The following is an 8,792-nucleotide window of genomic DNA, read 5'->3' on the forward strand; positions in this document are numbered from 1 at the left end:
CTTTAATGCAAGTGTTCCTGACGGACGACGTGTTGATGAAGGAGCTACAAATTCCTTTAACCCTTCTCAAGGTGCACATGCCCAAGACAAAGCATTTGGAGTCGACTTATTACAAAGCTTAGGTAATGATTGGTCTGTACGTTTTAATTTAAAACACTCAGACAAAAGTGCAAATTGGCAAACAGCTATAAGCAATGCTTTTGTTTCATTGAGCAATCCACTAGCCTATTTTATTACTGGAGCTCAATTTCCAGTAGGCCAAGTTGTTTTTAATGATGCAGTATCGCAAACTGAGGTAGCTCGTGTAGATAATAGCGGAATGTTTAGCGGTGAACCATTTAATTATATTTCTGGAAGCCTTCCTAATGATGCCATTATGGGAACGGCATCTTGGTTAAAACAGAACGAATCTGATGAATGGATGAACCAAATAACTATTCGTAAAAAAGCAAACAATCATGACCTTAATTTTGGTTTCGCCGGCGGTTTATCATCTACATCATTATACACACAAGGCAGCTTTGGCTTCGTGACATACGAACCTAACCCAAGGATGCTACAGGTAAGCTTGCAAAATCCTGGACAACCGACTATTGAACTTTCCGATGAAAATGGTCTGAGTAATTATGGCGGATTATTTTTCGACAATTCTAGAGCAGATGTTACACAACTTGCTTTTTTTGCAAATGACAACTGGAGACTAAACGACAAAATTTATATAGATTTAGGCTTACGCTACGAAACAATATCACATAAAGGAAGCAAAGACCAATCAGCTCCTTTAGAACGAGTTGGCGGTGTAGATAGCAATCCACTCACTGATTACGACAATGGATTATTAGTGCCTACTGGTGAGCAAGACAACTTCGATTATAATTACAATTATGTTTCATATTCCGCCGGAATTAATTACAAACTAAACGACAATGCCGCGGTGTTTGGAAGGTATTCATCTGGCAATAAAGCGCCAGAATTGAATTATTATTTTAACAACTTCACTAATGTTCCAATAAATCAAGCTGGTGAGGTACAAGAAATAAATCAAGCAGAATTAGGTTTGAAATTTTCTGAAAGTAACTTTTCTGCGACGGCAACTGCTTTTTACAGCACACTTTCAAACATTGGTGTTGCTGACTTTGCTTTTGACGGCGACACTAATAGTGTGTTCTACACACCAATACAATTTAATGACTCAAGAACTATTGGTTTAGAATGGGAAACCGCATTTACTGCGACTACAAACTTAACCTTTAGATTTAATGGCACCCTACAAGAAGGAAAAGCTACTAAATGGACTGTATATAACGCAGGAGGATCTGTGGATGTTGTAGACGACACTACTGTTGACTATTCCGATAACAGACTACCATTCAATCCCAGCTTAATGTTTAACCTTGGAGCAGAATACACCAATCAGGTTGTAAATGGCTATTTTAGGTGGCAATATATGGGAGAACGCGAAGGTAACATTGCAAATGCTTTTCAGTTATCAGCCTACAGTATTTTCAACTTAGGTATTGGCATTAATGTTAGTGAAAAAATTACACTTAATTTATTAGTGAATAACTTATTCAACTCTGATGGATTAGCAAATTTCTTCGGAGCAAACGAATTTGGGGCAAGTGCTAACGGTGTTACAAAAGAATATATCGCTGAAAATCCAGACGCTAGTTTTGTTGTAGTTCCTGTATTACCAACAAGTACTATGATTCGAGTTGGATATCGGTTTTAAGCTATTCTAAGTCAGAAACTTTCAACTGTTTTTCCAACCAATATTCATCAGTTTGAAAACCATACGCTGAAGGTTTATAGTCTCCAACTAAATCAACATTTGCTTTTTCTGGAACTGTCTCATCCATAGTCCAAAAAACAGCATTTATGATTAAGCGTCTTACACTTTCATTTAACAAATCTGTGGCAGCACCAATTGTAGAAGTAAATACTTTTCCTTCTTTCCCATTGGGAATTTGATATGTTTTTGTCCATGAAATAGGCATCAACTTATCATTTACCTTTTCTCCCACATTATTTTCCGTCGCCAATTCTATATCCGTTGGTTTCATACCAAATAACACATCGTTCTCATCATACTCACCTGTCCTATTCACAACCTGACCTAGTATAATTGGCTCAACATTTTCTTGCATAGGAAAGCGCACGCCATAAACATCTGTAGGTCCCCAAATTTCACCACTAACAATACCATTTGTTATTGGATGCTCTTCTGCACCTTTTGCAAAAATACCGCGTGTACTTTGATGTTTATGATGCCCATGGTGATTTACCCAGTTTTCACCAAGTACCAATCGACCAAATCCATCTTTCCATTCAGACAATTCACCATCATAGTAATTTCCATAATTCACAAATTTCGAGGTAGATTCTTTCGGAAAATTAAAAGCATGTGTAGTAGTTCTTAAACCAACTAAAGGCTTTCCAGATTTTAAGTAATCTTCAAAATGCTGCATCTGATCATCCGGTAATGCTCTAAAACGAGTTAACATCACTAACATATCTGCAGAATCTAGTGCATCGAGTCCTGGAATATTATTTACATAATTTGCATTTACAATACCCGGCTCAGCAGGAACTTGAGCAAATAGTACTGTACATTTAAAACCATGATGATTTGATAAAATCTTCGCCAGTTGTGGTAAGGCTTCTTCAGACCGATATTCTTCATCTCCAGAAACCAAAACAATATGCTTTGTATTATCAATACTTCCATCAAAAGTCAACCATTGTTTGGGTGCTTCAATTTCTGTTACAACTTCCTTTTTTTCTGACTTCTGTTCTTTACAAGAAAAAAGTGTAAAACATAATATTAGTAACAGATACGCATTCTTCATTCCAACTATTTTAAATTTATTTTTCTTCAATTATTACAATATCTAGCCAAAAAAGGAATACTAAATGCCCATTCCCTTTTTAATCAACTCTATGCCTTTGGTATAGATTTCCTCAGATTCAGAATAATTACGCCAGACGTTAATTGCATTTGCGAATTCCGGTATAATAGTACTGAAAGCTTCAATAGTTAACCAGCCATCATATCCTATTTCTTTTATAGCTGGAAAAACATCATCCCATTGCACTTGACCACTACCCGGTGTACCTCTATCATTTTCACTAATATGAATATGTTTTAATACTGGAGCTATTGTTTTTAATGCTCCTGATTGACTTTTTTCTTCTATATTACTATGGTGTGTATCATACATAGCTCCTAGATTAGGATGATCCACAGCTTCCACCATTTTCTTTAAATCAGCCATTGTATTATATAAATAGCACTCAAACCTATTCACTGCCTCAGGAGCAAGAATAATATTCGATTTTTCAGCATATTCTGCAGCTTTACGTAACACCTCTACACTCCATTGTTTTTCTTCAACAGTTGGCGGCTGTCTAGTAAAATATGCGAAAGTAGAATGAAAAGGACCACATATCACCTCAACATTTGAAGCAGCAGCCATATCAATAGACCATTTGAGTTTGTCTAAACCTGCCGCTCTAAAACCCTCGTTAGGACTCGCAATGTTTTCTTCTGGTGATAATGCTGCGACAGCAGTTACACCCATTTCTAAATCTGAAAAATAAGTGCCTAATTTAGAATAGTGCGCCTCATTACCTTCACCTAAAAACAATTCTACACCATCGTATCCTACATTTTTTAAAGTGTCTACAATGGGAAAATGTTCTTCGGTTACATGGTTCGTCCAGAGTAACATGTTCATTCCTATTTTCATAACCAGAAATCTATTTTTATATTAAACAAACAACCCCCACCAAAATCTGGTAAGGGGCCATTAGATATCATTTAATTTTTAATGGGCTGCTACTGGAACAACATCTTCTTTCCTATTTTTCAGCCAGAAATATAAAAGTGTAAATAAGACAATTAATATTCCTGGAAAAATTGTCATAGTCAACATTGTTTCCTGCCCTGCCACGAGTTCTAATTCATCACCAGTCAAACCTGCAGCAGCTGCTTCCGCTCTATCTGAATCAATCCAACTTCCAATAATGGGCTGAAATATAGTATTTGCAAACATTCCTACTCCCCCTACAAACGACATTCCTAAAGCACCACTTTTAGGGACTTTAGTAGCCACCAAACCTATCATGTTTGGCCAAAAATAGGCGATTCCTAAAGCGAATATTATTGCCGCTACATAAGCCATTGCCCCTGTTTGCGTACTAAACAAATAAACACCAATCGTAGCCAAAATTGCAGAGCCTAGTAATACTCCCGTTTGATCAAATTTTGCCACCATATTTCCACCAAAATAACGAGCAACTGCCATTAAACCAGCAGTAAGTGCTAAAATAATCATTGGTTCAGCACCACTTTTAGATAAGATTAAACTCACCCATTGATTAGGGCCAAATTCTGAAATTGCTGTCAAAGACATACACGCTGCTATAAACAAAAACAAAGGCGTGAACATCGCCTTAATATTACCTCCTAAGGTAGAAGCTTCCTGAACTTTAGCCTTAGGCCAAGTTTGACCTAAAAACAAATACCCGTATATAAATGCCGGAACTAAAAGTAACCAAATCTGGTTTACCCCCATTATACCCATCTTAGTCATAAAGCCAGACAACAAACTACCCACAGCAATTCCACCTGGAAACCACATATGAAAACGATTCAACATAGTGCTCATCTTATTACCTTCATAGGCATCTGCTATCATTGGATTACAAGCGGCCTCCGTACAACCATTACCCAAACCTATAAGTAAATTTGCCACTAACAATCCTGTAAAACTTCCAGAAAATATTAATAATAAAATGCCTATTACGTGCGCAAAAAACGCAAATTGCATAATAACTTTACCACCTACCTTATGGTAAATGAGTCCACCAATAACCATAGAAATTGGAAAGCCCAAGAACCACATTGATGTTATTAACCCAGCTTCACCTGCCGTAAGTCCTAAATCTGTTTTAAGTTGATCTAAAATACCCGCAGCAATTGCGAATGAAAAAGCAGTCGTTATAAGTGCAAAACAACTGCCATAAAACAATCTATTCGCATTTGATTTTGTTTCCATAATTTAATTTTTAAAATGTTCTTAATTTAGTTAGTCGAATTGTTTGAGCCTATAAGTTTACTGCTTTTTTTGTCATATTCATAATCACAATAGAACATACTTGCGAAATTGCTGATTTTCAACCACATAATTCATAAAAATCATGACAAACGGCTCAACCAAACAAATCTATAGCAAAAGTCTACTTCAAGATTCCTTTATTTTATTAAATGATGACACTTTTTTGTCATTTTAAGAAATACTAGATTTAATATTCAAAAATAAGCCTCGATACTCATGCGGACTCATTTCAGTAATTGATTTGAATTGTCTGTTGAAATTAGATAGCGCATTAAAACCACATTCATAACTAATTTGAGAAATATTGAGATTGTCTTCAAGCAACAACTTACGTGCATGACCTATTCTAATTTCGTTAACAAACCGGGTAAATGTCTTGTTAGCTCTTGGTTTAAAATATCTACAAAACGAGGTGGTGGTCATATTCAACATCGTAGAAACTTCTTCCAATGAAATTTTAGTCTTAAAATTATTCATTACATATTCATAAACCAACCGCATTTTCTCAGCATCATCTCCCTTAAAAACATTAGTGTAACCAGGGCTAGCTAATAAATTATACTCCTCACTTGTAGCTAACACATCCAATATTTCAAGCAACTTCAATATACGCTGAAATCCCTTTTTAAAGTTTATTTGTAAAAACAGACTTTTAATTTTAGCACGAGTTACTCCATAAAATTCAATGCCACGGCTAGCATTCTCAACCAGCTTATTTAATTTATAAAACTCTTCTCTATCCAGTAGTGATTCATTAAAAAGTTGCTGATCAAAATAGATTACCAACCCTCGTGTCGACAATTCACTCCCTTTTTCAAAATACTTATCATCGCTTCGCCATAAATGAGGTAAACTAGGCCCTGTAATTACTAAATCACCCTCTTCAAAGCTATGCACGTGGTCGCCCACAAAACGAGTACCTTTTCCTTCAACGATAAAAGAAATTTGAAATTCAGAATGAAAATGCCAATTCGGATTAAAGTACGGTCCAACTAAGTCTTTAAAAATAAATGTCTCTTTAGTGGTAAGTGTTTTTTCTATATTAGGAGTACTCATAAATTTTCTCTTTAATTGAGAATTGTTCAAATATAGGACAAAAAAGTGTCACCTTTTAGCAAGATAAAGGAAATATCAAAACCCATAGTAGTATAGCTTTGTACAGCTATATTTTAATAGTCGAATTTTATTGAAACAATTTTTATGAATAGTGCATAAAAAGTTAGAATAAATTTAGATATTGATACAGAAAACCTGCAAGTAACTTTAGAAAGCATTTAGACCAAACGCTATTTTTACCTTTCTTTAAAATAATCCCTTGCAGACTAGCGATTTAAAGAACATAAATTAGACTTTTTATAAAGCTTTATGCTATTTATTAGAAAAGTTTAATTGTTTAAATTATTAAGTACTAATTATAAAACAACTGTTATGCCAGACAACAATTTTCCAAAACTGCACAACGCCTCATGGCCAGGCGTAGTTGGCAAAGGTCCAGATTCCGAACCACCAATTGACCTCGACACTATACTCGAAATGACAGCAAACGCCGAAGTAGACGGTAAAAAATTTGACGGAATAGATTTATTCTTAGCTGATCCACATGTGAGTATTGACTCTTCTGATGACGATTTAAAAAAATTAGTAGACAAAGTAAGCTCCTATAATTTAGAAATTGGAAGTTTTGTAGCGCCTATATGGGCCGGAACTGGTGGAGGATCTGCAATGGGATCACCAGAAGAGCGTAAGAATTTTGTAACTCAAGTAAGAAAAGCTTGTGAAATTGGAAAAAAATTACGCGATATAGGAATTCGACCTAACGGAATTATCCGAATTGATTCTTCAATAGATCCGGAGACCTGGGCAAAGGATGAAGTTGCAAACACAAAACTTATAGCGCAAACTTTTCGAGAAGCTTGTGATGTAGCAGCTAGCTATGGAGAATCTTTAGCTGCTGAAGGTGAAATTTGCTGGGGTGGTATGCATGGCTGGAAAACTATGCTGAAGACCCTAGAAGCTGTAGATAGACCAAACATTGGTTTTCAAGCAGATATGGCGCACACCTTATTATATTTATTGGGTTATAACAAAGAAGATGAACGCATTTTACCGCAAGACTTTGAATGGAGTGACCGAGCCACACTTACTGAAGGACTAAAAACATTAACTACAGCCCTTAGACCATGGACCATAGATTTTCATGTTGCACAGAACGATGGAACTGTTTTTGGTGCTGGCTCACATGATAAAACAGGCAGACACTGCCAAGCTACTGACCCAAATGGTAAATTAGATATACCAGTTGATGCTGGACATTGGCTTAGAGATGAAAATGGGATTTTAACTAAGAAGTTTAAACACATTTGTTGGGATGGATGCATGTTCCCAAATGATGTTATGATGCAACCTAAAACTTGGAATGACATCTTAGGGACAATGATAAAAGTTCGTGAGAAACACGGGTGGTATGAAGCTGAATAAAACTTTCAATTAGCAATAATTAATATGAGCACTAAAAAAGAATTAAGAATAGGATTAGTGGGTTACGGCTTTATGGGGCGTACACACTCTAATGCGTATAAAAGAGTTGGAGATTTTTTTCCAGAATTAAAATACAAACCAATTTTAAAAGCTGTTTGTGCAAGAAATAAAGAACGCGTGCAAGCTTTTGCTGACCAATGGGGATATGAATCTATTGAAACCGATTGGAAAACCTTAATAGACCGCGATGACATTGACGCTATTGATATATGCACTCCTAATAATATGCATGCTGAAATAGCAATTGCCGCCGCTGAAGCAGGTAAAATGGTTCTTTGTGAGAAACCATTAGCACGAACCGTAGCTGAAGCGCAACCGATGGTTGATGCTATTGAGAAAGCTGGAGTTCCAAATACAGTGTACTTTAACTACCGACGAATTCCTGCAGTCACATTAGCAAAACAATTAATTGACGAAGGAAAACTTGGCAAAATATTCCATTTTAGATCTAACTTCTTACAAGATTGGACCATTAGCCCAGAACTACCACAAGGAGGCGAAGGAACTTGGCGATTAGATAATGAGGCAGCCGGTTCAGGTGTAACAGGAGATTTATTAGCGCACTGCATAGACACTGCAATGTGGCTGAACGGAGGTATAAAAGATGTTTCCGCGATGACCGAGACCTTTATAAAAGAAAGAGTACATTCACTGACTGGTGAAACTCAAAAAGTAGAAATTGATGATGCTTGCGTTTTTCATTGTCACTTCGACAATGGATCTTTAGGCTTATTCGAATCAACAAGATATGCTCGAGGTCACAAGGCTTTATTTACATTCGAAATAAATGGTGAAAATGCTTCTATTAAATGGAACCTGCATGATTTATCTCGATTGGAATATTTTGATCATCGAGATGAATCTTTAGAAAGAGGTTGGCGTTCAATTCATGTTACCGACGGAGACCACCCTTACATGGACAAGTGGTGGGTACCAGGCCTTTCCATAGGATATGAACAGAGTTTTGTACACCAGGTTGCTGATTTTTTGAAAAATTTAGGAGAGGGCAAACCATGCTCACCTACTTTTAAAGAAGCACAAGAAACTCAAAAGGTTTGTGAAGCTGTATTAGATTCTGCCAAGTCTAAAAGTTGGAAAGACACCGGCGTTCAGTGGTAAAATGAGAATTTTGCT

7 protein-coding genes are annotated in these 8,792 nt (G+C 36.3%); 3 read left to right on the plus strand and 4 right to left on the minus strand.

The features are described from left to right. The coding region (locus ABJF52_RS15355; RefSeq protein WP_348152163.1) for a TonB-dependent receptor at window positions 1-1,732 on the plus strand (1,732 nt) is incomplete at its 5' end. Between the two features lies 1 nt (window position 1,733). Here the strand turns inward: ABJF52_RS15355 and ABJF52_RS15360 are convergent. The 4 genes from ABJF52_RS15360 to ABJF52_RS15375 form a co-directional block, all read right to left on the minus strand. Then, window positions 1,734-2,849, minus strand: coding sequence for a ThuA domain-containing protein (locus ABJF52_RS15360; protein ID WP_348152166.1), 1,116 nt, complete (start codon window positions 2,847-2,849; stop codon window positions 1,734-1,736). A 60-nt stretch (window positions 2,850-2,909) separates the two neighbouring features. Then, the gene (locus ABJF52_RS15365; RefSeq protein WP_348152168.1) at window positions 2,910-3,749 is read right to left on the minus strand and encodes a sugar phosphate isomerase/epimerase; all 840 of its coding nucleotides are present in this window, start codon (window positions 3,747-3,749) and stop codon (window positions 2,910-2,912) included. A gap of 78 nt (window positions 3,750-3,827) precedes the next feature. After that, window positions 3,828-5,060 (minus strand): MFS transporter, encoded by a 1,233-nt coding sequence (locus tag ABJF52_RS15370; protein ID WP_348152171.1) that lies wholly within the window; start codon window positions 5,058-5,060, stop codon window positions 3,828-3,830. Window positions 5,061-5,291: 231 nt separating this feature from the next. Next, entirely contained in the window at window positions 5,292-6,176 is an 885-nt protein-coding gene (locus tag ABJF52_RS15375) for an AraC family transcriptional regulator (protein ID WP_348152174.1), read from the minus strand. Window positions 6,177-6,548: 372 nt separating this feature from the next. Between ABJF52_RS15375 and ABJF52_RS15380 the strand changes: the two genes are divergently transcribed. Then, complete coding sequence (locus ABJF52_RS15380) at window positions 6,549-7,598, plus strand: TIM barrel protein (protein WP_348152176.1); 1,050 nt, start codon at window positions 6,549-6,551, stop codon at window positions 7,596-7,598. Between the two features lie 24 nt (window positions 7,599-7,622). After that, complete coding sequence (locus ABJF52_RS15385; protein WP_348152178.1) at window positions 7,623-8,777, plus strand: Gfo/Idh/MocA family oxidoreductase; 1,155 nt, start codon at window positions 7,623-7,625, stop codon at window positions 8,775-8,777. Window positions 8,778-8,792: the final 15 nt, after the last annotated feature.

Source organism: Aurantibacter sp. (assembly GCF_039941195.1).
In the GTDB taxonomy this organism is placed as follows: Bacteria; Bacteroidota; Bacteroidia; order Flavobacteriales; family Flavobacteriaceae; genus Aurantibacter_A.

Coding starts and splice junctions, on each gene's coding strand:
- ABJF52_RS15360 (WP_348152166.1), bottom strand. CDS start 2,849: ATGAAGAATGCGTATCTGTTACTAATATTATGTTTTACACTTTTTTCT.
- ABJF52_RS15365 (WP_348152168.1), bottom strand. CDS start 3,749: ATGAAAATAGGAATGAACATGTTACTCTGGACGAACCATGTAACCGAA.
- ABJF52_RS15370 (WP_348152171.1), bottom strand. CDS start 5,060: ATGGAAACAAAATCAAATGCGAATAGATTGTTTTATGGCAGTTGTTTT.
- ABJF52_RS15375 (WP_348152174.1), bottom strand. CDS start 6,176: ATGAGTACTCCTAATATAGAAAAAACACTTACCACTAAAGAGACATTT.
- ABJF52_RS15380 (WP_348152176.1), top strand. CDS start 6,549: ATGCCAGACAACAATTTTCCAAAACTGCACAACGCCTCATGGCCAGGC.
- ABJF52_RS15385 (WP_348152178.1), top strand. CDS start 7,623: ATGAGCACTAAAAAAGAATTAAGAATAGGATTAGTGGGTTACGGCTTT.